The sequence below is a fragment of the Pusillimonas noertemannii genome (genome assembly GCF_003096595.1).
In the GTDB taxonomy this organism is placed as follows: Bacteria; Pseudomonadota; Gammaproteobacteria; order Burkholderiales; family Burkholderiaceae_B; genus Pusillimonas; species Pusillimonas noertemannii.
On record NZ_QEKO01000015.1, the window covers coordinates 1 to 1813 of the forward strand.

At 59.1% G+C, this 1813-nt stretch carries 1 protein-coding gene; it reads right to left on the minus strand.

The annotated features are described in order from the left end of the window. Positions 1-89: 89 nt before the first annotated feature. A complete protein-coding gene (gene ltrA, locus C7440_RS19680; protein ID WP_116519669.1) occupies positions 90-1460 on the minus strand; it encodes a group II intron reverse transcriptase/maturase in 1371 nt (456 codons plus the stop codon). Between the last annotated feature and the right edge of the window lie 353 nt (positions 1461-1813).

Genomic DNA, 1813 nt, shown 5'->3' on the forward strand with positions numbered 1-1813 from the left:
AAATCGGGATAGGGGGCAGCCTTGAGGCTGCGCCCCTCCCACACCACCCGGCATGCGGGTCCGCACCGGGCGGTTCGAGAAGTTGAGGTTTATGCGAGCCGAGGCAGGCCCAGACGATTAAAGAACTCAATCGTAAGGACTTGATGGATGAGCCCGTTACTGGTTTTCCACCAATGCCGCACCTGTGCCGCGGTGATCAGTGCGATCTGGCGCGAGGCGCCGAGCGCAGCGAGCTCCCGGTACACGGCCCGTCCATGACGCCACTGTTTCAGTAGCATCGCACGAAGCCGATGGCGTACCCATTGATCCAGTTTAAACATGACCGATGGAGTCTGGGCCAAGCTGAAATACGCTTTCCATCCTTGTAAATATTGCTTGAGTTGGAGCACCACATTAAGTAAAGACCTGCCGCCGTTTCGGCGGGTGATCTGTCGTATGCGGTGTTTAAGCGTCTCCATGGGTTGGGCGGCCACGCGTATTCGGATCTCTCCGGTACGGGTTGGCCAGAGGCTGAAGCCCAGGAATTTCCGCCCGGCGAACACATCGGCCACTGCGCTTTTACCGTCGTTCAGTGTCAGATGTAGACGCCGGTACAGCCGTTTCATCAGGGCCATCACGCGTTGTCCCGCTCGGTGGCTGCGCACGTACACGTTGCAGTCATCGGCATATCGGACAAAGCAATGGCCTCGACGCTCCAGTTCTTTATCGACTTCATCCAGCAGCACATTGGCCAGCAGCGGCGACAGGGGCCCGCCTTGGGGCGTGCCCTGTTCACGTTGGCTGACCAGACCGTCATCCATGATGCCGCTGTTCAGATAAGCTCGGATCAGCCGGATCACCCCGGCATCTGCGATGCGTTTCTGAAGGCGGTCGATCAAGATGTCGTGGTTGACCCGATCAAAGAACTTCTCCAGGTCCACATCCACCACGGTGCTTCGCCCCGATTGCACGTACGCCCGAGCGGCTAACACCGCATCTTGTGCACGACGCCCCGGACGAAAGCCATAGCTGTGCTCGCTAAAGCTCGGATCCAGCAAGGGCTGTAACACTTGCAGCAGCGCTTGCTGAATCAGACGATCCGTCACCGTCGGAATGCCCAACTCGCGCTGGCTGCCGTCCGGCTTGGGAATCATCACTCGACGCACCGGACTTGGCCGGTACGTTCCCGTCAGCAATTGTTCTCGGATGGCCGGCCAAGTCAGGGCCAGTTGTTTGGAGGTCTGGTCAATATCCAGACCATCCACACCTGCGGCCCCTTTGTTGGCTCGTACCCGTTTGAACGCTCGCTTCAAGTTCTCTCGCGTCAGCGCCGCTTGCAGCAGCGCTGATCCCGTATCCTCGCTTACAGGGCGCGGGCGACTCGTTTCCTCACGCAGGGAGTGACCTTCGGCTTCACCGTGGGTTGTATCCGTGCGCTCCGCCCAAGCGGCCATCTGAGGCAGTACCAGTTGCATCGCCATGTCGAGGTCAATACTCCTTCTCGTTCGGTCCTTCGCTGTCGATTTCGGCCTCCCCGGCCCAGCCTCCAGCTACTACGACCTCTGCTGACTTCTCGCTCCGGTGCATGCACCGTCGCCCTTTCAGGCATAAGGCGAGACCTCCCCAGGTAAGAACCTACTCCTTCTCTGCATAACCGCCGAATTTACGCCGCTTCGCCTTGATCACAAGAGCTTCGCGGTTCGAGGCCCGCTCGCCCTGCTTGGCAACGCCTTATATCCGGTTTTTATTCATCGGCTCGCAGATTCGCTAGACGCTTCCTCCCCACACTCGGTCGCCCTCATGCAGTTGCGCTTCACTTCACTTGCAGTGATCA